Consider the following 25,121-nt stretch of genomic DNA (forward strand, 5'->3'; position numbering starts at 1 on the left):
TCAGGTCTCGTCCATGCTGCTTGCCCCTTTTCGGTATCCGCTTTTGCTGACGCTCGCCCTGGCGGGCGTGGTCGTGCCGGCTTGGGCTACCACCGTGGACCTGGTGCCGGTGGCGGACACCACGATTTTTTCGGCGTATCCGGACAATAACTTCGGCGCGAGCACCTTGGAGACGGGAAGCAATGGCGTGGGCGCGCCGGGACGCGCTCTGGTGCGCTTCGATCTGAGTTCCATACCCGTTGGCGCGGTGATTACCGACGTAGAACTCACGATGACAGTGGTGAGAGTTCCGCCCGGAGACCAGCATGCGGGGGCGATCGATTCGGATTTCAATCTTTACCGAATGCTGGTTCCGTGGACGGAAGGGACGGGCGGTGGTAACAGCGGTGGGATTGCCCAAGTCGGAGAAACGACCTGGAACGAACTCGGTGCGGATGGAGTGGCCGCGTGGGGCACACCGGGCGGACAGATCGGCACCGATTACGCCAACAATCCCAGCACCTCTGCCGCCGTCGGAACGGTAACCGGAGCGATCGGCTGGGGTTCCACTCCGGACTTCGTGGCGGACGCGCAATTCTGGTTGGAAAATCCGGATCAGAATTTCGGATTCATTACGATCAGCGATCAGGAGGGTGCGCCCGGCACCGCCCGCCGCATGGCTTCGCGCGAGAGCGCCGGCGGCTCAATCCCTCCTCCGACGCTCACCTTGACTTACTCGCTGGTTCCCGAGCCCAATGTGGGCGTGCTGAGTGTGGTTGGTTTGATGGCGTGGAGTGGCCGGCGACTCCGAGCCCGAGGGAGCCGCTAATCCTAAAAGCGGAAGCAGGGGATGGCCACAAAGAGGCACAAAGGGCACAAAAGGAATTTTTTCCGTGGACCAATAGACAGCGCACATGGGCACCCTTCGGGTGAGGCTGTCGTGCCCTATCATGGCCTGCCTCTGTGCTTTTTGTGCCTCTTTGTGGCCATTCAATACCTTATTTAGGCTAAGCCGCTTTACCTTTGAATGAGGTCGTCGCTCGTGCCCATCTTCCGGTCGGGGCCGGCGGACCAGATTTCCATTTGGGTGCCTGAGAGTTGATGGAAGAAATAGGGCGTGCCCCAGCGGTCGACCAGTTCTCCACTGCCGTTGAGGGACTGCCCTTCGGGTGGGCCGAGCTTGGCTCCTTTGGGATTGGCGCCCAAGATCGCTTTCATGATCTCGGCATTGGTGCCTACCGGATTCTCGCCCATGAGGGTGCGATAGTCGCGCACCATGAGGCTGACTTTATTGAGGTCGGTCAACGCTTCCGCCGTTTCTTGGGGCACGGGGGGAGCGACATATGAAAGCGGCTTCGATGGTGGATTGCTATTGGTGGAGGCCGCTGCAGGGGAGGGTGGGGATGGAAGGATCGACGATGGCGGAGTGACTTGCCCGGGTCCAGTCGGACCCGGTTTCTGTTTTGCCGTCTGTCCGGTGGATGAAGGAGAGGAGGTTGAAGCGGTGGCCGATTTCCCGGTGGGTGATTCCTGTGTTCCATTCGGCTTTGGCGTGATGGCGGATTCAGGGCTGGCGGTGTCCCGTTTCGAAGTCGTGGCAAACCAGATCGCGGCGATCAGCACCAGACCGCACGCGACTATGACTCGGACCTGCGATTTCATGCGGCGATGAACATCCCGCGATGAAGCTTAGATAAAGCCCAGGTTGGAAGAAGCAAAACGGCCAAGATTGGGGAAAATGGTGCTGAGATTGCCCGGGTCGACCCCGAACCACGTCGCCAGGGTCGCGGCATATTGATCGACGGACGTCGTCGGATCCAGCGGCCGGTGCCGGTATCATCCGGACCATTGATCGTCAACGTGGGCAATTTGCCGTAGGTCGCTCCGCCTTTGACGGCGCCGCCCACGACGAAGTGGTGGCTACCCCATCCATGGTCGCTGCCCGAGCCATTGCTGGGGAACGTGCGGCCGAAGTCGCTCATCGTAAAAGCGGTGACGTTGTTGGCTAAGCCCATGTCCGACATGGCCTGATAGAAGACGTTGAGCGTCTGGCTCAGTTCAGCAAAAAGTTGCGCCTGCGCGCCGAGGATGACCGTCGCGTTACTCGGGTTCGAACTCGTGGCGCTGGCGGTCTGCACAGTGTGCGTATCATAGCCGCCGACCTGGATGAAAAAGATCTGGCGTTTCATGCCGAGACCATAGCTGCCCCCTCCGGTGTACGGACGACTGCCGATATCGATCAAGCGAGCGACCATTTTCATCTGGTTCATGAGCGAGGAGGTAAACGGGACTCCCCCGTTGGGAGGGACGACCTGCGCTGGGAATCGATTCAAGAATGCGGGGTTTGCCGTATTTTGCGCGGTAATCGATGCCGAGACGATGGAGGCTTCGTTGATGGCGTGATTCAGCACGGATGCGTAGGCTTTCGTTTGCAAGTCCGGGCTGGCGATATCGCTGCTCAGGAGCGACTGCATTGCTGTCAGTCGCGCGCCAGTGACGCCGGAAATGGTGACGGCGCCACCTGTGGAGACGGAATACTGTGGCGCCGCGTTGACATTGCCGACCTCGAAGATATTCGAACCCGCGATGGTGAGTGCCATGGAGATTTGCCCGCCCGCATTGACATTCACTGGCGTCGTCATGAGATCGCCGATGCGGCCACCCCAGCCGCTGACCGCGGGTTGATCCGGGATGGAGGTTTGCCATTGCGTCTGCTGGTCGCTGTGCGAGTAGAGCTGCGGAGGCTTGGGTACGGTCCCGGAGTTGTACTGGGCCTTGGTGATGGGGTAGCTGAGGGTCCCTACATTGAACAGAGCGGCTGCGTGTCCGTTGTTGAACAACGCCGCCAATTCCGGCATCGCCGGGTGCAGACCATAGGTGTGGTGGTCATTCGCGGGATAACCAGCCTGGCCATTGCGCGAAGTGAGGGCCTGAGCGGTGGCGGGTCCACCATCGGTATTCGGAATCGCCAGCACGCTCGTTCGTGCGGCGGCGTAGCTTTGCCATTCCGCCGGAATCGTCGGAATGATCATGTTGTTGGCGTCGTTTCCTCCGTTGAGGAAGACACAAATGAGCGCCTTGTAATCGGTGATATTGCTTTGGGCGAGAGCGCTGCTCATGAAGCGCAAGTCGCGCAGGACACTGCTCATGCCGATGGACCCCACTGCCGCACAGGCGGCGTGGCGGATAAATTTGCGCCGGGATTGCAATTCGGAGAGGTAATTCGATTTCATGTGAGGATTACTTTTGAATGGCGAATTCGGCGGAGGTAAGGATCAGTTGAACGATGGCGCGTACCCGGTCTCGCATTTGTGAATTGGTTGGGGGTGACGAGAAGGGAAAGTTCGTGGTGTTCGCGACGTAATTGCTGATCGTCGTTTGCGACGCCGCGGAGAGATTATTTCCGCAGAGCAGAGTTCCGAGCGCCGACACGAGCGCCGGGATGCCGGAATTCTGAGTCTGCGCTTGCGTAAGATACGATCCCAAATCGATGGCCGCGGAGCCGTTGCCATTGACGTTCCAAAAGGAGAAGCCGAAGGTGTTTCCCGAAGTCAGAATACTGGAGGTGATCGCGTTGGTCAGATTCATTGTGTCTGAATCGTCGGTTAACTGGAACTCCGGCGTCGTCATTCCGGCCGTCGCAATTGCGCCCGGATATTGATAGCTGGGATAGAAGAAGTTGAAGACGGTCGCCGAATTTAAGGGCGACTGGTTCAACGTGCTGTTTGTCGTCGTGTTGCCGATACCGAAAGTCCCGTAGTCGACGTGGACCGTGCCATTTCGCTTGGCCGCATTGTTCGTCAGGGGATAGGCTACCATGCCGGTGGTGCTTTCCGTGCCTGCCGTAATGACGGTGGGGCTGGCGACGGTGATGAGATTATTTCCCGGCACAGCGGTCACCGTGTAAACCTGGCTGGCGGCTCCCAATGGCGTCAGCGTCACCAGGAAATCCACCTGAATCTGATCGCCGACCTTCACATCGAAGTTATTGGCGGTCTGCAAAGTGATGGTGGATTGATTGCCCGCCGTAGTCACCGTGTAACCGCCACTGAGTTTTGGAATGAGGGTCAACCCTCCGGTAGTGCCCGGCGGAGACGCAGATAGGGTCACGGTAAAGTTGGTGCTGGTGTTGCCGCCGCTGCCGTTTTGGACCTGGTAGATGCCGTCGTAGCCAGCGCCGAGCAGGCTGCCCGACGTGAACTCGATGTAGACGCTGTGTCCGGCGGTGTAACCCGGCGAGGTGATGGTGACGGTTGTGCCGCTGATGGTATAGCTGGGCGTGCTGACGCCGGTATTGTTTACTGTAAAGTTATTTGGAGTGAAGGCCGCGCCCGATGTGTCGCCACTTGGGGCGCTGGGGCCGAGGTCCACGGTAAAGCTTCCCGAGGTGCCGGTATCCGGAGGGGCGCTCACCACGCCGTAGGTCTGTACCGTGCTAAACGGGCTGATGGTGCTCAGGGTGCCGGTGGTGAACTGGATATTTACGCTATCGCCGGCCTTGTAACCGGGCGCGGGCGATCGTCGCAACGTGCGTGGCCCCCACGTAGGTATAGTTCGGTGTCGTGTTGCTGACCGGACCATAACCTTGGGTGTAAGGCAGGTTAGTCGTCGAACCGCCTCCATCCGCCCAGTTATCGAGCAGGACGAAGTCACTGTTGCTGAGCCGGTGCGGGTTGGGGGTGGTGATGAGGATAACCTGTTCTCCTTGTTCACGGTAGGTGGCATTGGTGATTCCCGTTACGGGGAAGGCTCGCATCGCGGCGGTGACGCGCAGCAGCGGTTCGCGTTGCTTGCCAAAACCGATGGCCGTGGCCTCCGTGGCGTTACGCGCTTCCGGATCGAGGAGAATGGCGCGGATGACGTCTTTCATGTCGCCCACGACCCCCGTGGCTACGCCATCGATGTTGCGCTCGCCATTGAAAGCACGAACGACGCGATAGACGTAGTCAGGTTTCGGATTGCTGGTGACGAGACGCTGGATGAGCTGCCGGCAGATGAACGGGCCGACGCTGCCGCTGTTCATGATCCCGTTGAGGGCGGCTTCGAGATCGTGCAGGCCGTTGAGGTCGAAACTGCTCGTGATGCTGGTCGAGACCAGGTTGCCCGGTCCGTTGGCAGGATCCGTCGACTGGATCGTGATCGGGTTCGGGTTCGGATCGTGTGAAGTATCCGATTGGCTGGTGACGATTGCCGCCGGCAACATGACGTTATCCAGCAGGATCTTCGTTCCCAGTTCGTGCTGGGTGGAAATCAAGACCATCGGGTCGAGGTAATTGGAACCCGGCGTGCCGGTGGGCAGGCGGCCATTGTTGAGGGATTGGCCCCAATTCCAGCCAGTAAAGACGCGGGCCATGCCGGTGATGACCGTTTGGTCGTAAGTGGGGATCGGATTGCCGGTGGAGTCCAGGACGAGCGTGCCATCCGGCCAGAGGCGATACAGGCCGATCGAGAAGAGCTGCATGATTTCCCGCGCGTAGTTTTCGTTCGGGTGCAGGCCGGTCTGATAGTTGCCCTTGTAGTTGCCCTGCATATTCAGATAGACGCCCATCGCCGAAGTCAGCGTGACTTGCTTGAGGATTGTGCGGAAGTCCGTGAAGGCGTAGTCCACGAGGGTGTCATAATAGTCGGCGAGCGTCCGCCCGTTGTTGTTCAGCGGGCCCACATCGGAGGTGACCAGGATTTCGCTCAAGGCGAAGGCCACCCGTTGTCGCAATTGATCCGGCGCATTGACCGAGTTGTTCCACCAGGAATTGAAGAACAGCGTATCGTAGTATGGGTTCTGTGGATCGCCGGTGAGATGCGCCAGGATGTAGGGAACATTGTGGGTGCCCGACAAAGTAAATTGATTCTCCATCCACGGGCGATAGCCGAGGCTCTTCACGGAGCTGGACAAAGTGGCCGAGACGAAGCCCATGTCCGATGGACTGGGGCCGAACGTCGCCTGGGTGAGGAAACGCGAATTGCTGGCGTCGTTGGTGGCATGGTCATCCGTCCAACTTGGCGAAGTGTAACTCGGCAACGATGGCGCGATCTGTGAACCGGCGACCGCTCCGAACGTGCCAGTGAGTTCGCCGTAGGGATTGTTGGCCGTGATCGGGTTGCTCGTGGTGCCGATCGCCAGGAATACCTTTCCAGTCTGCAGCGCAGTGAGGTCGGACCCCTGCATGCTCCAGGTATAGCCACCGTCCGAGGTCTTGAGGGTGGAGTAGTTCTTGTCCTGGGCTCCCAGGTCGAAGAGCAGGGTGGGCGGATTGCTGCCCACGGCAGCGGCGTAGAGTTGCTGGGTGGTGGCCCCGGAGGTGAGCCCCGAAGAGTTGACGTGAACGATTCCCGTGGAACCGTTGACGCGGATGTAGGCGCCACCGGTTGCCTTGATGCCGCTTAGGGTGGTGGGACCAGCCAGTGAGGCGAGGTAGATGGTGCCGGATGTTGCCAGCGTGGGAGGATTATCCCAAGGCCAGAGAACAAAATTCGGGACCACACCGCCGGCGGTGGCGGCGGCGGGGTTGGCGCCGTTGGCAATGGGATTGGCCGTATTGCCCGTCGGATCGAAGAACCAGCCCACGGAAAGCGTGCTGCTCGACCCGCTGGAGCCGGTGTTATGCAGCACTTCGAAATAGTAGCGCTGGCCGCCGACCAGCGATAGCCAGGGCGACTGCTGGGTGGCTTGCGCGTTCCAGACACGCGAACCGGTGCCCGTCGTGCCCGAAACGTAGGCCCGCCGGATTTTTGCCACCGCTTGATCACTGTCGGAAATCCACAATTCCGCGACCGTGTGATTGGCATCGACAGCGCCACCGCTTCCGGCAATCCAGAAATAGTAATTGCCCGTGGCGGGAGCGGTGAAATAGCCGCGGAGACGCTCGCCGGTGTTGTTACCGTAGGCGCTGGTGTCCTCGATGGTAGTGAGCGTGTTGTTGGTGCTGTTGGGGGCCGTCGAGAGCAGCGGAATATCCGACACGCTGGGGCCCGCCAGGCCGGTCCAGATTTCGCGGGTAATATTGCCAGGCGCGCCCACGACCTGAAGATTGACCACCTCGCTGCTGGTGCCGGAAGCGTTGTTGGTGGTGACGGTGAATTGGTAATTACCCGGTGTCGACAGCGTGCCGCTGATCACATTGCCGCTGAGAGAAAGTCCCGACGGAAGATTGCTCGCGGAATAGGTTCCGGGTCCATTGCTTCCCGAGATGGCATAGGAATACGGAGTTCCGGAACCGGCGACATACACGTCATTCGTGTTGCTCGTTACCCCCGTCGCCCCGGCGCCCGCCAGGCCGGTCATGTTCGGGAAGAGTCGGGCCATCGGAATGATCTGCTCGGCCTGGTCGGCACTGTACCAATTCAGATGGCACTCGGCGTTGCCGGTGCTTTCCAGATACTCGAGCTTGATGTCATAGAAGACCCCGGCCTGGAGATAGATCGGCGGACTGATGTTTTCCGTGGTGCCCTGGCTCTTCCATTGGTTGATCACTAACTGCCCATTCACCCAGAGTCGGGCGCCATCATCGCTCTTTACGGTGAAAAAATAAGGTTCCGTGTATTGCGGCAACACTTGTCCGGTCCAGCGCACGGTAAATCCGTCGAAGGGCAGAGACGGGTCGGGCCGCCCCGTCCCGTAGTAGTAATTCAGTTCCGGATTGTTGTTTTCCTGGACCTGATAGAAATAAGGAGCCGTCTGGGTGGTGTTGGCGTAGTACGTCGCCAGCAGACCTTGCTGGGAAGTCGTGGCATCGCGGAACACCGCGCTGTTGGGAAGCGTAGTTAGACTCGCCTGGGTCGGGGGCTGCCACAGCACGTAAAGGAAGCCTCCCGTGGCGCTGGAGGCATAATCAACGTGGATGGGGACGCGGGCGTTGGTGCCGCCGGGCAGAGAAATCGTGCCGGTCAACGGGTTCGCTGCCGAACCGGGCGTAGTCCAGCCGTCGATGATCAGCACGCCATTGACGTAAAGTCTCGCTTGCGATTGGGCCTGCAGGGTGAAGGTGTAAGTGCCGTTAGTGGCCGCGGCCAGATAGCCATCCCACGCAGCGGAGAAATTCGCTGCCGCCCACGTATCTCCCGGTTGACCGCTGCCCTTACTGTAGCTGATCTGCGTTTGGAAATCGGAGAATGACGGAGTTCCGAGGAAAGCGGTATTCGTCCAATAGCTGCCCACCACGCCAGGGGTGGTCGCTCCCGAGTCCTGGAAGAAGTTCGCCGCCGGCACCGTCACAAAGGGGCCGGTATTTCCGGGTTTCCAACTGAGGACGGCGGAGCCGTTCGCATTGACATCATAGAACTCCACCCGCACGGGATAGGCTGTACTCGCCGTCAGGCTGGCGACCGTGGTGGTCGATGTTCCGGCGGTGAAGGGGATGACTTCGGTGCCGTTGAAAACGAGACGGCCGGCAGTGGTGGCGACCAATTGGAATCCATAGGGGCCCGCGACCGTTGTCTTGATGTAGGTATCGAAACGTCCCGCATAGTTGTTGCTGCCGGCCGAACCAAGGCTGCCGGTGCCCGGCTTGGAAGCGCCGTAGGTATTCGTCAAGGTGACGCTCGTGCTGGTGGGCGTGCTCGGATCCTGGGCCGCATAAAGGGGCGGATCGGTCAGCGAGGCATTGCTGAAATAGCTGGCCCACAAGCCAAGGGTGCCGGTAGCCACTCCGGTAAGCGGGTCGGCGCGCAGGACGCAACCGACGGGAATCGGCGCCATCGTGCCGGTGCTGTTCGACTTCATTCGTACCTTTACCAACGCGTTGCTCGAGGCGGTGTCATTGTATTCGACGCGGAATCGATATACCTGGCCGGCAGTCAGCGTATAGGAGCTACTCGCGAGCGGGCTGCTGGCGGCCTGGCCGGTCCACGCATCGATGATCGTTTCGCCGGAGTCGAACGTTCCATTCTGGTTCAAGTCGAGATAGACCCGTGCGCCATCCGCCGCCTGAACATCGAATGTGTAAGTATCGGTGCCACCGGCGACCGCAGTCTGTGTTCCAGACTGAGTGCCAGACGTATTGACCGCAGAGCCCCCCGGCGTGGCCGAGACTTCGAAGGCATTCGCGGTCAAGCCGGCCGAAATAACGAAATAAGTCGTTCCCGCGGTTAGTCCGGTCGGAAGGGCGCCGGTCGTGCTGAAGACGACCGGGGCGCCGGGTTGAAGCCCGTGATTGGTCCAGGTGACCACGCAGGGCGAGGCGCTGGAGGTCGTCACGGTTGAGGTCTCGGTAGGGGAGAGATAGCCGTCCCAGCGGACCGAGTAGTTATTCGTGCTGGGTAACGTCGCCGACGGCTGGCTGGGCCAGCTTAGGTTGGCCAGCGAACTCGGGTAATCGCCATAGCGCGGCAGGCCATAAAAAGCGGTGAAACTGAAGGCGGTTTGCGTTCCTGATTGCGTACCAGAGGTGTTGATGGCCGCGCCTCCCGGCGTGCCAGCGACTTCAAAAGTGTTGGCGGTCAGACCCGCCGAGAGCACGTAGTAAGTGGCTCCAGCAGTCAGTCCCGTGGGAAGGCCATTGGTCGCGCTGCTGGTGAAGACCACCGGGGTCCCCGGGATCAAGCTGTGCGAATTCCAAGTGACCACGGCCGGCGTACCGATCGAGATATTGACTGCGGAATTTCCGGGGCTCGGAGCGTTCCCGCCGATGTTGGTCCAATACGAGCCGCTCCATCCATTGGCGCCGGTACCGGCGCCGGGGAGGAATACGTTCGAACTGGGGATGTTGACAAAAGAGCTGCTGCCCGGTGCCTTCCATCCCAAGTTGAACGACGCTGTAGTTCCGTCGAGGTGGTAGTATTCCACGCGGATCGGGATGACCGGAGTGAGCAAGGGGTTCAGCGAGATCGCGACGCCACCGGGCGGATAAGCTGCGTAACTGGAGACACCGGGAGTCCAGGCATCGATCACCAGGGCGTTATTAACATAGAGTCGGGCGCCATCGTTGGCCTGAAGCTCGAAGGTGTAGGTGCTGTTGCCGTAAGCGAGCGCGGTCTGCGTTCCGGATTGTGTGCCCGAGGTATTGATTGGAGTTCCTCCGGGTGTCGCGGAGACTTCGAAGTTGTTGGCCGTCAAGCCCGTGGAGCTGACGAAATAAGCAGTTCCCGCGGTCAGACCGGTCGGGAGCGCACCCGTGGTGCTGAAAACGACGGATGCACCGGCTTGGAACCCGTGATTGGCCCAGGTGACGACACAGGGTGAGGCGATAGTGGTGGTAACCGTCGATGTCTGGGTAAGGACGGCCGTCGCGGTCTGCGTTCCGGATTGCGTGCCCGAGGTGTTGACCGGAGTTCCTCCAGATGTCGCGGAGACTTCGAAGGCGTTGGCCGTCAAGCCCGAGGAACTGACGAAGTAAGTCGTCCCTGCGGTGAGACCGGTCGGGAGCGCACCAGTGGTACTGAAAATGACAGGTGCACCGGCCTTCAGCCCGTGATTGGTCCAGGCCACCACGCCGGGCGAGGCGATGGTCATGGTGACCGTCGATATCTTGCCGGAGAGGCTCCCATCCCAGCGAGCGGCCCAGTTGTTATTCGTGCCCGTTTGCAGCGAGGCGTTCGTGGGCTGGCCGGATCCCCAGAGAAAATCGACGGTGGGATCCAGGCGGGTGAGCGTGGGAGCGGTAAAAGGTGTGAGTGTCGCGTTCGCACTCCCGGTTTGGCTGCCAGGCACGGCGGTGCCGGTAATGGCGACGGTCAAAGTCCCGCTCCCTGATCCGCCGGTCACTTGCGTGATTGTGTAAGTTCTATCGTAAACTCCCACAGCAGAGCCCGTGAACAGGTTGCCCGAAGTAAATTGCAAAGTGACCGTGCCGTTGACTGCAAAAGGCGTCGCGGGAGTGCCGGTATAAGAGATCACCGCGGTGCCGGTGGTGCCCGTTGATTGCGTGTAGGTATAGGCCACCGCGAGGCCCCCAAAGTTCGAAGCATTGGTCGGCGCAGCAAATGGATTAATCGTGACATTGCCTGAGCCGGAGCCGGCCAGGGCCACGCCGTTCACCGATGCCGTGACGGTGAAGCTGTTCGTTCCGACCGAGGCGATATTATACGTGCCGTTGTAATAATCGTTCGAGCTCAGGAAAAGCGGCCCGTTCGTAAAGGTGAGGGTGACGGGACTGCCGACGGCGAAGGGAACGGCGGGCGCGCCCGTGTAGGTGACGGTGACCGTGCCGGCTGTCGAGGAGGTGGGAGCAAATGTATAGCTCCCCGTGGCGGCGCCGAGACCGCCGGAGTTCGTCGTATAGGCTGCGTTGGAGCCGACGTAATATTGGCCGGTTAATCCCGTTCCGGTCGCGGCTCCAGCCACAGTGCTCGGATAAATGGTGACGCTGGCCGAGGTCGGCGTGCCGAGCGAGTAGCCTCCACCGGCTTGCGCGGTAATGGTGAGAGTGGTGCTGCTCGTCCGGGTGGAATTGTAGAGCGGCGTCACATTCAATGTCACCGAGTTCACCCACGGCGGGAACGTCACCGAATTGGGCAGCGCCGCGTAATCGGTGCCTTCGATGGCGGTGCCGGATTTTTGAATCGGAACGGTAATCGAACTGAAAGATTGATAACCGGACCGGGTGAAAGTAATGACACCCGTGTCGCTTGGGGCGGTGACGCTGTCCGGAGGTTGGATGGCGCTGGGATCGGAGGTGGTGACGGTGACCACGTTTTGCGTCGCCAGGGCGTTGGCGAGCGCGGTGTGGTCATAAATGGATTGGGAGGAAATCGAAGTGCCCGTGGCATAACCCAGGACTGCTTTTGCCCAATCGGCGACCTGGTCGCTGGAGGTCGATTGATCTTGCGCGACCACGCGGAAGAATGCTCCCGCGGCCTTCGGGCAAACGAGCGTCTTCGAAGTGCCATCGCCCACGACGGAAACACCGGCTACCGCCTGCCAGTTCAGCGGGTTGAGCGAGGCCGTGGACTGCGCGGTGTAGAGCTTTTGATTGATCGTGGGGAAGGTGAGCGAAACGGTGGTGCTGTTACTCGTGATCGTGGCGACTTGCAGCCGGGAGTTGGGTTGGAAGGGATTGGTCCCGGCCGCGAGCTCCGCGCCATTGCTAATACCATCGCCATCATCATCCGCCGCTAGCCAGGTCGGACTGTTAATCTGTGCGTCGGTGACGCCGTAGAGCATTTTCCAGACGCTCTTGTTGATGTTGGAATCAATCTGTCCAAAGCTCAACGGAGCACTACAGCAGAGGCCGAGAGCGATCAGGAAGAGAAGCAATGGGTTGCGCCGTGGGTCGTTTGCTTGAGTTGGGTGGGTTGCGCTCATAACTAGGGTGAGTTGGCAGCTTGTTTGGAGGGAGAGGGGAAGCGGTCCGGAAACTAGAACGCAGCCGGAATCGGGTGCGGTATGGCTGGAGAATGACAGCAACTCGCGATGAAAAATCCCAATGACATCCGGAGCGGAGAGCGAGGCCTCAAGGGGGGAAGCGTCATTGTGGTTTGCGGGGACAAACGGAAGTTTCTCGAACTGATGTCGTAAACTGAATAAAGATTTTAGAGGAAATAATACGGGCGTCGAGACTTTTTCCGCTACGTGCTTGTCCTGAAATGCCTTCTCCCAGTTGGCACAGACCCGCGTTTGACAGAGAGGGGGATTCTGATAATTATCGCGGCGTGGCCCGCCTCCATTTCCTCATCCCACTTCTTGCCGGGGGCATTGCCCTTGGCCAGAATCCACCATCGCCGATTCTCCCCGCGGGAGGCCGCCCGCCTGTGCCGGAGGCTCCGGGGAAAGGGTCCGTGCCGACGCGGTTGCAATTTCCGAATACCGACGTGAAGGAAGTGCTCGCGTTTTACGAGCGCCTGACGAAGAAGCGGATGATCATCGACAATCAAGTGCAGGGCACGGTCAATATTGTCGTGAGCGGCGAAGTGCCGGCGGAAGAGGCCATTCGGATTATCGAGATCAACCTTTTGCTCAATGGCTTTACGTTGATTCCCGTGGAGGGGACGGACATGGTGAAAGTCGTCGGGAGCGGCAAGAACCCGCGCACCGCTGCTATTCCGATCATCTCCGACGAATTATTACTGCCGGAAGGCGAGCAGGTCGTGACTTACATTGCCAAGTTGCACTACGCCGACCCGACCGAGGTGCAGCAACTATTGAGCACCTTCGTCGTTCCGGCTCCAGGCGGATACACGAACGTCACGGCGTTGCCGAAGTCGCAGACTCTGGTTATCACCGAGAACACCGCGACGATTCGTGGGCTCATCCGCATTCTGCACGAGATTGATATTCCTCCGGCCGAAGTGATTAGCGAATTCATTCCGCTGGAACGGGCGGACGCCAAGGACGTGCTGGAAAAGCTGACCGCAATTTTCGAAAAACAGCCGACTTCGGGCAGCGGTGCGGCCCCGCGTGCGCCGGGAGCGCCGCCCGCGCCTGTGCCTGCGGCGCTGGCCAACGTTCCTCCGGGAAGTGTGGCGGCGGAAGTGAATCAGGCGGGGGCGGTGGAGCTACACAGCCGCTCCTTGTCGGAGGACTCGATCATCATCGGTAAAATCAAGCTGACTGCGGATGTGCGGACCAACCGGATTCACGTGGTGACGCGACCGGTCAATATGCCTTTCGTGCGGAAATTGATCACCGAGTTCGATGAGTCGGTGAAATTTGGCATACCGGTGGAACGTCCTTTGCGCTTCATCTCGGTGGGCGATGTGCTGGACGTCATCGTCAAGGCCATCACCGAACCCGGAGCGAAGGAGGAAGGTGGCGGTGGAGGCTCCGAGGGTCGCAAGTCGTCACAGCAAAACACGGCGGCGCGCTCGACGGGCGGAACTTCCGGTGGCGCCGGCGTCACGGGCTCGGGCGATAGCTCGGGCACGGGCAGCGAGTTCAATGTTTCCGAGGAGCTTTCCACGCAAGGCGTGGATACCACTCCCGAAGCGCGGGTGGTGGGGACCACGAAGATCATCGCGGACAAGAATGCCAATAAGATCATCATCATTGGCGGCGAGGACGTCAAAGCGAAGGTGTTTCGTTTGCTGGATGAACTCGATCAACGCATTCCGCAGGTCATGCTCCACACGGTCATCGGTGAGTTGAACCTCGACGACAAGTCGCAGTTTGGCGTCGACTACATCCTGCGCAATGCGGGACTGGGGCTGTCGCCGCTCGTGGTGAATGGCGGTAATTCGACGGGGACCAACAACACTTCGACGGGCACCGCGGCCGCGGCCACGGGTTCGAGCAATGCTGGCACCTCCACCGCGACGAACACGGTGACGCCCTCGAGTACGACCGGGACAACCACGACGGGGTCTACCGCTTCGAATTTGGTCGATGTGTCCAGTGGCCACGGCATACTCAATTTTAACAACCTGCTCAGCCAGGATACGATTCGGTCCGTCGCCGGTGTCGGAGGAAGTGGTGTGACTGGCTTTGTGACGGCTGGCAACTCCCTCACGGCAATCGTCACGGCGTTGATGAATACCAATCGTTTTCGGGTCGTGACCCGGCCGAGCGTTTTCACCCGCAACAACAAGAAAGCAATCATCGCTTCCGGTCAGGAAATTCCCGTTCCCACCAGCATTCAAAGCGCGCTCAATGCCGGAACGACGGTCAATACGGGCCTGGTTACCCAGTCCAGCGTCCAGTTCAAACGCGTCGCGTTGCAATTGGAGGTCGTCCCGCTGATCAATGCCGACCGCGAGGTATCACTCGATGTCCTGCAAAAGATCGATCAGGTTTCCGGTTCGACGCGCATCGATAACAACGACATTCCGAACATCGCCACGCGCTATGTCAAAACCAGCGTGACGGTTCCGAATGAGGGGACGGTGGTGCTCGGTGGGTTGATCCAGCAAAGCATGAACAAAGTCCGCTCGGGCATTCCGCTGCTCAGCAGCATACCGGGCCTCGGTTATCTTTTCAGCAGCACTACCAAGGAAAAGATCCGCACGGAGTTGGTCATCCTCATTCGGCCGGAAGTCAGTTGGGCTCCGCCGGAAGCCGCGCAAATCCGGGAACGCGCGCAGGAGGTGCTGTCCATGGATCCGGATCTGGAGGCATCGCTCTCTAAGAACGGCGTCCGCAAGGCCGAGGCGCCTGAGGGGCTGCCGACCGCGACCCCGACGCCGACTCCCAAGCCGAAGAAGCACAGTTGGTTTGGCAAGAAAGAGGCGTCGAGCACGGACACGCCGCTGTTGGACAAGCCGGCCTTTCGTTGGTAACGCGCGCGCCGGCGCAGCCGTGCGGTGGCTCGCGTTCTGCCGGGGCCGATCGCTAGCGGAAAGTTTTTCCGTCCGTTTCCGATCGGATTACTACCGGAGCATCTCCTTCGTATTCCGCGAGCCAGAGCGGTTTGGGACAACGCCAATGATGGATGTTCGGTCCGACCGCTGTCGTTCGCCAGCCATCCGGATAATGGGCGACCGTGGCGAAAGGGGGGGCGGTTCGTCTTTCGACCGCATCGATGCCATACCCGCGTTCCAACGGCGTGATGTAGCCTCGCGCGATCCACTCGGCCACCAGTTCGCCACGGACATTGGTGACACGCAATTTGGTAAAGGTGTCGTGCCCGTAAGGAGCATGCTCGCAAGCGGAAAGGCCTGCCGCGGCCACCAAAATAGGAAATAGAGAGGAGGACTTCACTCGAGGAAAAGATGCCCAATCCCAACTCCCATCACAAGCTCCGAGCGGAGGCAGTTCGCGGAAATGCAATCGGCTGAAAGAGACGGCTGCGTTGCCATGCTCGATAGCCGGAAGGGAAATGGACGCGAGTTTGCTGCGTCGGTGGCAAATTCTCCTCTGGTCGGGCGCGGGAGCTTGCGTCATCCTTGGCGGAATCTTCTCGAACAGATCTGCTCATGAGTATCGCCAAAGCCTGCCTCTTCTTCGCCATTTGCCTCGGGGCATCTCCTGCGTGGGCCGGGGATGCAGTTGCGTTTGATTATGCGAAGGGGCTCGGCGGGATTTACTATTCTTCCTCCCGGGAAGGCGGCGCCGACTATATGGAATCGCCCGACGCGCGTGCGCCCGCTCTGGCCTCGGCGCGAAAGCAGGGCGCTCGCTCGCCCATTATTATTCATCAATCCGACCTGACGGGTTATTTTTGCCTGGCGATCGGCTTCAATCAGGACGGGCGATACGTTGCCTATGTTGGCCAGGGAGACACCGCGGTGAATGCGAAGGCCGACGCCTTAAAGGGAGTCAAGGCATACGGCGCCGTGAGCAAACCAGATGTCATTCACGAGTACTTTTCTCACGGCGCGGGTTCGAAGGACACGAAGCTAACGAAATAGCTGATAGCGGCCGAACTAATGGCGCGTTCGGACTGCGATGAAGTCTTGGACCTGCCGAGACGATGCCGCGCCGAGTCCGATTTTTGTTTTGCTGTCGATCAACGACGCGTCTAAAACATTTGTATGTCTAAAGTGACGATTTGGAAGCGCGATTTGGCTGAGGAGATGAAGAAGGGCTACAAATCGAAGACGATTCCCGACATCAAGGGCTACATCCTCGAGTTGATCCTGAATGATGAAATTCTCGACGCGCTGGAGAAGGAGAATGATTATGTGACGCCGCAGCGCATGGTGGAGGACGCGCAGGAGCTTTGCGAAAAAACCGTCGCCGCGCTGAACGCCAAATTGAAGGACCTCGACGCCAAGGTTGCCGGCAAACCCAAGCTCGTGGTCGAGAAGGCGGTGGAGGAGTTCAAAAAGCTGCTGGAGAAAGAGGCACGGGATTTGGGGAACGCTTTGAAGAAAGTGCCGGCGGCGCGTTGGGCCAAGTTCATTGCGACCAAGAAGCAGTACAAGAGCTACAAGATCGATTGCGGTTTCAAGCTGACGCTGGGAACGCTCGGCGCAGTGGGGTCCGGGCTCGCCATCGCGGCGGCCGTCCCGACGGGTGGCGCCACCCTCGCGCTGGGTATCGTCGGAGGAGTCAGATCCGGCCTCTCGCTGGTCAAACTATGCGGTGATCTTTGGATGGAAATGGAAACGGTCCAAAAATCGGTGGGAATCAGCCTCGGGATCCTGGAGAAACTCTACAAGAAACGCGCGGGCGTAGTTGCCACGGAAACCAGTTCGACGGTGATCAACAGTGTTTTCGGCGCGGAGTTTGTCCCCAATGTGGGTAAGGTCGAAAAGGATGTGAAGCTTTGGAAAAACAAGCTCGCAGGGGTGGACATCAATGGCCACAAGCTGGGCGCGCAGGCGATGAAGGTCCTTCAGGACATCGATAAGCTGCAGGCGGTGCTGAAGAAATCGGCTTCGAAAAAAGCCGGTGAGATCATGACCAAGATTCCCAAGCTTCAGAAAGAGTTGCATAAGCTTCTCGAAAAAACCACGGCGATGAATGGGCGGGTCGCTCCGTCGGAAAAGGCGATCAAGGCGACCGAGGCGGTGTTGGAAGAACTGCAGAAGAAAATTCCGAATCTCCAGAAAGCTTTTAATACCCTGTTCCCGATCGTCACCAGTCTGGCACTGGCCGGCGCGAATGCCGGTGTCGGCTTCAAAGAGGCCCAGAATGCCATGGATAACGCGAGCACGGCACTCGGGCTCGCCAACGATCTGCTGGGCACATTGAACGACGCGATCGAAGACTAAAACGGCAATCGGGGCAGACCCGGTGGAGGAGACAAAATGGGCAACCGACTCCTTTTGTCCTGAGGCACCCTCTTAGGGATTAGGATACACGCCGATTTGCAAATCCCCTGGGTGGCCGGGTGTCTCGCGGTAGGAGAACTCGCAGCGGATCCCGATCAAATCGAGCGCGTCTTTGATGGCCAGTGCGTGGCGAGGGATGGGCGCCTGACTGGAGACAAACAGCAATACCGGCGGATTTTGCGGCGTCTCCGTTGCCGGCAGCAAGCTGACCGGCGGATCACTGCTGGCATAGCCGGCGTCGCTCAGTATCGAAGCAATCTTGGCGGCATAGAGATACGTTTCGCGGTCACCTTTGAATGCGGCAATGGTCACGGTACCGTGCGGTGCATTGTGCAGCGTTCGCACGAACCTGGCTTTCTGTTCACCCGTGATCGCCCGATCCTGAAGCTTCGGTTCGTAGGCCGGGGTTGCCGCCGATTTCGATTTCGAACGGCCTTTGTCCGCGGCTTGGTTTTCCATGACGATTTGGTCGCGCCCGGGAGCATTCCGATGCGCCCGGTGTTCTCGCTGCAGCCAGATCAGCCCAGCGATGGCGAGCAACCCGAGCCCGAGCACGGCGGCGACGAGGCGGGGGTTGCGCCCATCGCCCGCGGGCGTCGCGGGCGTGGGCCTGGATTCTTCAGCAGAGAGAGTGGATTTGGCTTTCAAGGACGGGTGCCGCTCAGCGGCTGCCCGCAGTTTATCTATGAAAAAGTCCGGCTGCAAAGAAGAGTCCGTGACGTTTATCTGTCATGCGAACGATCGAGTTCACATCGGATTTCCGGTCTCCTTGAAGGAGATGCTGAAATCCATCGTGAACGAGTCGTACCCATCCGAGGTGTTCGGCCCAACGGCCACATAGATGGTGTCTCCCGGATTCAGGAAGCCCACGTTTTGGTCGAAGTTGATCGTGCCACCGCCCGGATACAGGCCGCTGTATTTCTGGGTAAATACAGTCGTGCTGCCGTTGGCCGTTTCGGTGAAGACCATCACCTGGCCGCCATTGGCGCGGCTGTCGCTGCTGGTGACGAAGCTGCTGGTGATCGCGTAGTAACCAGCGAGCTTCGCCGTGTAAGCGGCGATGGGGTAACGATCATAGGTTGCGCCCTGGGTGCTTCCCCGGCCAGGATGGCCGCCGCTGGAGGTGAGACCGCCGTAAGGGAAGAGCGTGGAGGAGTTGTCGGGAGAAACGGGGAATCCGTTGACCGTGTATTTGTTGATCACCTGGCTCCAGTTCAGGCTCTCGTAGTTGCTGGCGCTGGTGATCGGGCCGTTCGCATTCCACAGGTAGCTCCAACCGGGTGAGGGTGAGCCGCTCCGGAAATCGCTGCGATAACCCGCGACGACTCGCGCCGTGTTGCCGGCGACGGTGAAATTGACCGTCAAGGTGGACCCACTTTGGGTCGTGGCCACGATGCTGTGGCTGCCTACCGCCAGCGTCGCCCCGGTGTAGGGCGTGGTGTCCGTGCCGAAGGCGGTGTAAGGCGGCTTCGTCTTGGTATTGGATGCGCCATCGTACTTCAGCGTCACGCTTCCCTGGGCGCTGCTGATGTTAGCGCGAATGGTGAAGTTCGTGGTCCCCAATTTGGCCGGATCGACCATGGCTCCGCTGGTCAGAGTCATCAGGTCCGCGTGGGTATTCGCGTCCACGAGAGTGAAGGTTTTGACCGCGGCATTATTGGCATAGCTGGGCAACTGCCACACGTCGATGTGCTGCCCGCCAGCACCGGCATCCAGACCCGCACTGGGCAGGCCCGTGCTGTCGACGAGGCCCGCCGGGATCCAGCCATAGATCAGCTGCGGCGGTTGGAACGGCTGGCGGCGCGAATCCGTCGAAGTCGTGTGCGTCGTATCCAGGGTCAGCGCACCGGGATCCAGTCCGCCGTTTCCGCCCGGTTGGTGGCAGGTCACGCAGAAGGCATTCGTTTCCGAATCCGGCCGCGGCGCGTTGTTGAAGAGCGGCCCCTCGGGGAAATGAATATCCTGGCGCACCGAAACCGTTCCACTCGGGATGCTGAAACGATTCGAGGTGTTGTCGTTTTTGTAATCGTAGAAGTTCGCGTAGAGCGGATAAGTCGTCTTCCCGCTATTCGCGAGTTGATTGGAGATTTCCTTTTGCACCCACGCTGGATAACGGCTGGCAAACTTGGTCTTCCACACGTCCGTGTAAGTGCTCGGCAGGCCGATGAGAGTACCATTGGCATTGTTACAAGCTGTCTCGAAATCCACCGCGTGGGCGAAGACTTTGAAATCGTCCACCCAACCGGTGAAACCGGTCATACCGCTGCCCGAAGGAACACCGATGGTCAATTTCCCCGGCGGCAACTGGAACAGCGCTTGATAAGCGTCCTGCCAGCGATCGAAGAGGATGCCGTTCAAGTAGAAGTCAACCAGCGTGCCGGAGGTCTGCACCTGGAAGGCGAGATGCGCCCAGCCGGTATCCGGCAGCAAGTCGTCCATCGGGCTCGCCGGAGTCGTTGTGCTCACCGGCGGCATGGCGATGCGATGGATGATGTTGCCGGTGGCATCGGCATAGAGAATCTGGTTGCGACCGTAGAGATGCACGCTCGTCCCGTCGGGGAAGGTCAGCAGCCGCCGATCGGTCGTGTCGTCGGCGAACCGGCAATCGACGAAGATGCCCATGTACCAATTCTTGGACGACACATTCTGCGGTTGCGGGTCGATGGTGAATTCCAGCCCGATGGTCCCGTCCATCCAGAAGCCCTTGCCATGCACCCCGCCGGCCGCGGCCGGTTCCACCCGCCCATCGCCGAGCACCAGTCCGTTTTTGGGAGTGATCCAGCGGCTGGTCGGAGCGGTCGCGGCATTCTGTAGTTTCACCGTCCCGCCGCTGAACGTATGCGTGCTGCTATTCCAGCCGCTCCAACTCGTGAAAGCGTTCATCCCGGTCCCCACCGTCGAGGGGAATGTGATGAGGTTGCTCATGTTGCAAACGATGAAGCCATCCGGGTCGACGTAGTCGTCGAAGGAGAGCTCGTCCGCCTGCTTGCTATCGCTGATGAGCCAGGCGACATCGCGGAAGCTGATCGGCAGCATGTAGTTCCGGTAATTGAACATGTTCTGCACCGACTCGATGATGTTACCGTTGTCGTTTTCGCCTGCGGGCATCTTGCGCGTGGCGCGCCCGTAGCCCATGCGCAGCCAGCCCGTCTCGTTGCCCAGCGGACCAGAGTTGGCCTGATACAGGTTCACCATGCGTTCCTGCGGCCCGGTCACTGGATTGGGGTCCGTCGACACCGCGCTATCGCCCTGGCCGATCGCGTAGTCCACGTCGTTGTTCAGGTTGTCGATGGTCACGATCTTGCCATGGCTCCAGAGCCCCACAAAAGAAACGCCCTGGTGGATGCCGCCATCTTCACCCTGCAAATAGTCGGCCGGGTCCTCGGGAACTTTCGTTTGGGGATAGCGCGCGTGGTTATAGGTGCCATCCGTGCTGCTGTAATAGTGGAGTTGATCGCGGATGGTCTCGAAGAAGAGGTTCTTGGCGTCGCGATCGATCCACGGATACGAGCCGCCGAGATCTTTTCCATCGGGCAGCAGCGTTCCTTCCGCATCGCGGAACGGCGCCATGGCGAAGCCGAATTTCGTATTGATCCGCGTATCGTAAGGCGCGTGGGTGATCGGGATGAGATTCGTCCACTGCGTGGCGTCCGCGACGTTTCCGCCGGTGTAATAGGAATACACGATATCCACCCCCTGCGGTCCGTGCGCCGTCCCGGTGATCGGGTCGGTCCACGTGAAGTTGCCCGATCCCACACGGGTGATCAGCAACCGGCCGTCGCCACAAATGACCGGTTCAAAAGCGGAGCCGTTGAAGCTGAACTGCGGGGTGCCCGTGGTCGCGCCGGTCTTGGCAATCAGACGGATGGTCGCGTTGACCGTCTTCGGATTGGTGACCGTGATTTGGATCGGCGTGACGAAGAACTGGGTCTTGTTGTTGGGAGACGTGCCGCTGTTGCTCGTGACGAAGACATAGACATTGTAGACGTCTTCGCCGTTGACCACCGTGGGGTTCGCGCCCGGATCGTAAAGGCAGGCGTGCGACACGCCCGCGGAGTTCAGCGTGTAGTTCGTGGAGCCGAGGCCGGGATTGCCGTAGGTGTTGGTGACATTGATGCGGGTCACCGTCGGAGACGACACCGTATAGGCACTCGCCGGGTTGAGGAGAAACGCCTGGGTCAGCTTTTCCGGAATGAAGAGCGTGAACCGGGGAATCCCGCCGTCCGGGCCCGAGCCCTCCACCGTCGAGGCAATGCGGCCATCGGCCGTGGTACGATAGCCCGGGATGTGCGGACGGGTGAAGTTGGGAACGGCCGTTCCCGTGGAATAATTGTTCACCACGCCGGTGACTTCGCGCCAGATGGCGGGAGATTCCGGGGTCGCTTGTTGCGCGGGGCTGAGCAGGGGCATGGACGCGAGGAGCGCCACGAGGAAGGGGAGGGAATGCTTCATAGTCGGGAGGCTGACGTATCGATGCATAGCGGTTGCGCTCGCACCTGCCTTGAATGCTTCGCCGCAATTTTTGAATAATTCGCTCGCTGCGCGCGATTACGGTGTCTGGTAGAGTTTGCGATACGCCAGAGGAGAAATGGCGTTCTTCGCCTTGAACAAACGCTGCAGATGGCTTTGGTCGGCGAAGCCGGTATCGCAGGCGATTTCGGCGATGCTCTTGGTCGTCTCGCGCAGCATGTGCGCGGCGCGTTCCAGGCGTAAATCGCGCAAGTAATCGCCGTAGCGCCAGCCGGTCGTTTCCTTGAAGAAGGCGCGAAAACGACTGGTGCTCATCCCGGCAAATCGCGCGACCTCCGGTTGCGGCACCGCCTCGTGCGAACGCCCGCCGACATACTCGAGCACGCGGCTCAAGCGCGCATGCCGCTCGGCGCGCCGCGCCGTGGTGTCCGGTGCGGAGTGGCCACGGGAAAGGAAGGCGCGCCGCAATTCAACGAGCACCTCGAGCAGGCGGAATTTCAATTCCACCTGCCGGTCCTTGCCGGACGATGCGGCAAACCACGCCTGGGTGAGGCGCAGCAGGCCCGCATGGACCGCTGATGAACCCGCGGCGTCGGCCGTCAATTTGGGCGGGATTCTTTCCGGGCGGCGGTCCCATGCTGCCAGGAATTCGCGATCCAGGGACATCCCGGCGGCGGCCACGGCTTCCGGGCGAAAGAAGACGACCAGCGGGGCATGGGTGGGTTCCATGCGGACGACCCCGTGGAGTTTCAATGGGTCGACCAGAATGATGTCGCCGGGGGCGAAAGAAAACTGGTGATTACCGCTGCGGTAATGGCCGGTGCCGGTGGCCATCCAGAATTCGTAATAGTCATGCCAGTGCATCCAATTTTCGCCGACCATGCGCTTGTAGCCGGGATATTGCTGCAGGGAGACAAGCAAAGGCAGCGGCGCGGGAAACTGCCGTGGTAGATAACGGCGGGCGTCGATTCGACCGGCTACGGTAAAGGCGTCGTGTTTTTGGGCACGGACAAAGGAAATGAGTTCGAGTTTGCGGGTATTAGTCGCCAACGGCATCTGGGGGATGGGGAAAATGAAGCAGGATGCGCACTAGCTAGCGTTTGCGCAGCTGCCGTTTTTCGTGACGAAGGGCCGGGATGGATGGGTCGGCCTGACTTAAACGCAGAGGACGCAACGCGGAGAGGCGTCTTCGGACGGTGTGTATTTCCTTAATCTTTAATCCTTGATCGTTAATCCTTAATCCTCCGACCGGCGGTTAGATTAAGGATTAAGGATCAAAGATTACGATTAAGAAAGGACACTACTCCGTCTCCGCCAACGCTTCGTCCTGCTGCGTCACGCGCACCACTTCCTCGACCGTCGTCTGGCCGAGGAGCACGCGCCGCCAGCCGTCCTGGCGCAGGGTATCCATGCCATCCATCGCGGCGCGTTGCTTGAGCACGCTGCCGGGTTCCTTGCGGATGATCAACCGGCGCAGGTTTTCATTCACCACGCAGACCTCGTAGATGGCCATGCGCCCGCGATAACCGGTCTGGCGGCAATGCTCGCAGCCCTTGCCACGATAGAGCTTGGAATCCGCGGGGATGGGCGCGTTGATCTCCCGCAGGTACTCGGGCAGGTAACTGGCTTCCGCTTTGCAATCGGGGCAAATCGTCCGGACGAGACGTTGCGCAAGGAAGCAGCGGACGACACTGGCCAGCAGGAACGGCTCGATGCCCATGTCCAGCAAACGCGTGATGCCGCTGACGGCGTCATTGGTGTGCAGCGTCGAGAACACGAGGTGACCCGTCATGGCCGCGCGGATGGCGATTTCGGCCGTCTCGAAGTCACGAATTTCGCCGACCATCACGATGTTCGGGTCCTGGCGGAGAATGGCGCGCAAGCCGTTGGCAAAGGTCAGGCCGATTTCCGATTTCACCTCGATCTGGCTCACGCCAGCCAGGCGGTATTCCACCGGCTCTTCGATGGTGATGATGCGCCGGCTGACCGCATTGATGGAGCTGAGGAAGCAGTAAAGGCTGGTCGATTTGCCCGAGCCGGTGGGGCCGGTGACGAGGATGATGCCATTCGGCTCCTGGAGGAGCGCGCGAATCATCTTCATCTGCGCATCGCTCATCCCGAGCCGGTCGAGGGCGAAGCTGAGCGATTCGTTGCGGGAGAGCAGACGCAGCGAGATGCTCTCGCCATTCACCGTGGGAATGGTCGAGACGCGCACGTCGATGGCGCCCTGGTGCGTGTTGAGATTGATCCGCCCGTCCTGTGGCAAGCGGCGCTCGGCGATGTCCATGTGGGCCATGACCTTGAGGCGCGAAATGATCGCGCTCTGCAGCACGCGCAACTGCCCGGGCACGGCGACTTCGTGGAGGATGCCGTCGATGCGATAGCGGATGCGCAGGTCGTTCTCCAGCGGCTCGACGTGAATATCCGTGGCCCGTTCCTGGATCGCTTCGCGGATGATCTGGTTGACGAATTTGACGACGCTGGCCTCGGGGGAGTCGCCGGTGATGTCTTGCGCCACGTCGCGCTCTTCGCCGTCGTAGTGGCGCGCGGTCAGGAGGATTTCCTCGAAGGTTTCCGCGCCGACGCCGTAGAGCGACTTGATGGCACGGAGCAGGGGGCTGCGCGGCGCGACCACCCACTCCACGTTCTTGCCCTTGAGCTGTTGGGAGGTGAGTCGGCGGGCGACGAGGTTGAAGACGTCGTAGGTGGCGACGCGAACGGTGTTCTCGTTTTCGGAAAGCGGCAGGAGGTGATGCTTGAAAACGAACCGGCTGGGGAGGAGGCCGAGCGATTTGCGGTCGATGCCGTCCGCCTCGATCTGGACAAAGGGATTATGGAACGAACGGGCCAGTTGTTCCGCCAGCCGGGCTTCGTCCACGCGGCCGGAATTGAGCACCTCCACCGTCCAGCTTCCGCCGGGCGGAGGCTGCAGGGCGGCCAGTTCGGTGGCGTCGTTTTCTTCGAGACCAGTCTCCTGCAAAACCTGAACCAAAATTTTCCGCGAGTTCATGAGGGCTGATGGGACAAGAGCAGAGAAAGAGGGGTTGGCAAAGCTCGCAATGGTAGCAGCCGATGGCGGAGGCGGTCAA

Annotated in this window: 13 protein-coding genes; 4 read left to right on the top strand and 9 right to left on the bottom strand. The window is 60.1% G+C overall.

What is annotated here, in order from left to right:
* Positions 1 to 13 precede the first annotated feature (13 nt).
* Positions 14 to 808: a DNRLRE domain-containing protein gene (locus tag CFE428DRAFT_RS37735; protein WP_006982400.1), complete on the top strand. Its 795-nt coding sequence runs from the start codon at positions 14 to 16 to the stop codon at positions 806 to 808.
* A gap of 188 nt (positions 809 to 996) precedes the next feature.
* Here the strand turns inward: CFE428DRAFT_RS37735 and CFE428DRAFT_RS24670 are convergent, their stop codons facing one another.
* The 4 genes from CFE428DRAFT_RS24670 to CFE428DRAFT_RS24690 form a co-directional block, all read right to left on the bottom strand.
* Positions 997 to 1,308, bottom strand: a complete 312-nt coding sequence (locus tag CFE428DRAFT_RS24670; protein WP_042725732.1) for a type II secretion system protein GspG — start codon at positions 1,306 to 1,308, stop codon at positions 997 to 999.
* Positions 1,309 to 1,637: 329 nt separating this feature from the next.
* A complete protein-coding gene (locus tag CFE428DRAFT_RS24680; RefSeq protein WP_006982402.1) occupies positions 1,638 to 3,212 on the bottom strand; it encodes a DUF1501 domain-containing protein in 1,575 nt (524 codons plus the stop codon).
* A gap of 7 nt (positions 3,213 to 3,219) precedes the next feature.
* A complete protein-coding gene (locus CFE428DRAFT_RS24685; RefSeq protein WP_006982403.1) occupies positions 3,220 to 4,506 on the bottom strand; it encodes a hypothetical protein in 1,287 nt (428 codons plus the stop codon).
* Positions 4,466 to 12,217, bottom strand: a complete 7,752-nt coding sequence (locus tag CFE428DRAFT_RS24690; RefSeq protein ID WP_006982404.1) for a DUF1800 family protein — start codon at positions 12,215 to 12,217, stop codon at positions 4,466 to 4,468. The genes CFE428DRAFT_RS24685 and CFE428DRAFT_RS24690 overlap by 41 nt, the downstream gene beginning before the upstream one ends.
* Positions 12,218 to 12,564: 347 nt before the next feature.
* Here CFE428DRAFT_RS24690 and CFE428DRAFT_RS24695 point away from each other — a divergent pair, with 347 nt between their 5' ends.
* A complete protein-coding gene (locus CFE428DRAFT_RS24695) occupies positions 12,565 to 15,123 on the top strand; it encodes a secretin N-terminal domain-containing protein (protein ID WP_162145312.1) in 2,559 nt (852 codons plus the stop codon).
* Positions 15,124 to 15,175: 52 nt separating this feature from the next.
* Here the strand turns inward: CFE428DRAFT_RS24695 and CFE428DRAFT_RS24700 are convergent, their stop codons facing one another.
* Positions 15,176 to 15,544, bottom strand: coding sequence for a hypothetical protein (locus CFE428DRAFT_RS24700; protein ID WP_157447622.1), 369 nt, complete (start codon positions 15,542 to 15,544; stop codon positions 15,176 to 15,178).
* 185 nt (positions 15,545 to 15,729) lie between these two features.
* Here CFE428DRAFT_RS24700 and CFE428DRAFT_RS24705 point away from each other — a divergent pair, with 185 nt between their 5' ends.
* A complete protein-coding gene (locus CFE428DRAFT_RS24705; protein WP_131989916.1) occupies positions 15,730 to 16,194 on the top strand; it encodes a hypothetical protein in 465 nt (154 codons plus the stop codon).
* 123 nt (positions 16,195 to 16,317) lie between these two features.
* Entirely contained in the window at positions 16,318 to 17,502 is a 1,185-nt protein-coding gene (locus CFE428DRAFT_RS24710; protein ID WP_006982409.1) for a hypothetical protein, read from the top strand.
* 72 nt (positions 17,503 to 17,574) lie between these two features.
* On the opposite strand, the gene CFE428DRAFT_RS24715 is transcribed toward CFE428DRAFT_RS24710, so the two are convergent.
* The 4 genes from CFE428DRAFT_RS24715 to CFE428DRAFT_RS24730 all read right to left on the bottom strand — a co-directional run bounded on the left by CFE428DRAFT_RS24715 (position 17,575) and on the right by CFE428DRAFT_RS24730 (position 25,042).
* Positions 17,575 to 18,210, bottom strand: coding sequence for a hypothetical protein (locus CFE428DRAFT_RS24715; protein WP_006982410.1), 636 nt, complete (start codon positions 18,208 to 18,210; stop codon positions 17,575 to 17,577).
* Positions 18,211 to 18,309: 99 nt separating this feature from the next.
* Positions 18,310 to 22,014: a hypothetical protein gene (locus CFE428DRAFT_RS24720; protein WP_042725738.1), complete on the bottom strand. Its 3,705-nt coding sequence runs from the start codon at positions 22,012 to 22,014 to the stop codon at positions 18,310 to 18,312.
* A 96-nt stretch (positions 22,015 to 22,110) separates the two neighbouring features.
* Entirely contained in the window at positions 22,111 to 23,088 is a 978-nt protein-coding gene (locus tag CFE428DRAFT_RS24725; RefSeq protein WP_006982412.1) for an AraC family transcriptional regulator, read from the bottom strand.
* Positions 23,089 to 23,332: 244 nt separating this feature from the next.
* The gene (locus tag CFE428DRAFT_RS24730; protein ID WP_006982413.1) at positions 23,333 to 25,042 is read right to left on the bottom strand and encodes a GspE/PulE family protein; all 1,710 of its coding nucleotides are present in this window, start codon (positions 25,040 to 25,042) and stop codon (positions 23,333 to 23,335) included.
* Between the last annotated feature and the right edge of the window lie 79 nt (positions 25,043 to 25,121).

It is taken from the genome of Chthoniobacter flavus Ellin428 (assembly GCF_000173075.1).
Taxonomy (GTDB): Bacteria; Verrucomicrobiota; Verrucomicrobiia; order Chthoniobacterales; family Chthoniobacteraceae; genus Chthoniobacter; species Chthoniobacter flavus.

What these genes read in the sequence shown, in the direction of transcription:
- CFE428DRAFT_RS24680 (WP_006982402.1), bottom strand. Translation starts at nt 3,212, where the DNA reads ATGAAATCGAATTACCTCTCCGAATTGCAATCCCGGCGCAAATTTATC.
- CFE428DRAFT_RS24725 (WP_006982412.1), bottom strand. Translation starts at nt 23,088, where the DNA reads ATGCCGTTGGCGACTAATACCCGCAAACTCGAACTCATTTCCTTTGTC.
- CFE428DRAFT_RS37735 (WP_006982400.1), top strand. Translation starts at nt 14, where the DNA reads ATGCTGCTTGCCCCTTTTCGGTATCCGCTTTTGCTGACGCTCGCCCTG.
- CFE428DRAFT_RS24710 (WP_006982409.1), top strand. Translation starts at nt 16,318, where the DNA reads ATGTCTAAAGTGACGATTTGGAAGCGCGATTTGGCTGAGGAGATGAAG.
- CFE428DRAFT_RS24720 (WP_042725738.1), bottom strand. Translation starts at nt 22,014, where the DNA reads ATGAAGCATTCCCTCCCCTTCCTCGTGGCGCTCCTCGCGTCCATGCCC.
- CFE428DRAFT_RS24690 (WP_006982404.1), bottom strand. Translation starts at nt 12,217, where the DNA reads ATGAGCGCAACCCACCCAACTCAAGCAAACGACCCACGGCGCAACCCA.
- CFE428DRAFT_RS24730 (WP_006982413.1), bottom strand. Translation starts at nt 25,042, where the DNA reads ATGAACTCGCGGAAAATTTTGGTTCAGGTTTTGCAGGAGACTGGTCTC.